At 72.6% G+C, this 339-nt stretch carries 2 pseudogenes; both read right to left on the bottom strand.

From position 1 onward, the window contains the following. Positions 1–206, bottom strand: a pseudogene (locus ACSNOK_RS33610) (carbohydrate ABC transporter permease); the annotation flags it as partial. Between the two features lie 4 nt (positions 207–210). Continuing rightward, a pseudogene (locus ACSNOK_RS33605) lies at positions 211–339 on the bottom strand (sugar ABC transporter permease); the annotation flags it as partial.

Below are 339 nucleotides of genomic sequence, written 5' to 3'. Positions count from 1 at the left end.
GCGGAGAAGTGCTCGGCGGTCACCGCCTCGGGCGCGGAGACCCGCAGATCCGCGTCCCGGTCGACCGAGGCGAGCACCAGCCACAGCAGCGGCAGCGCGAACCCGGCGGCGAGGACGAGCAGCGCCCCGTCGGCGGCGAGCCGGCGCGAGGCGTGTTTCCGCGGGGCGCGGCGGAGGGGGCGGGACCGCCCGGCGCGAGGACGCATGGACTCACACCTCCGTGCGCAGCAGACGCAGGTACACCAGCGAGAACACCGCTCCGACCAGGAGCAGCAGCAGTGCGATCGCCGTGCCGTAGCCGATGAGCGACTTCAGGAACGCCTGGTCGTACATGAAAAC

This window comes from Streptomyces sp. URMC 126, from assembly GCF_051386555.1.
Lineage (GTDB): Bacteria > Actinomycetota > Actinomycetes > Streptomycetales > Streptomycetaceae > Streptomyces.
Note: the sequence above shows the minus strand (reverse complement) of the source record. Positions and strands in the feature narration are given on the sequence as shown.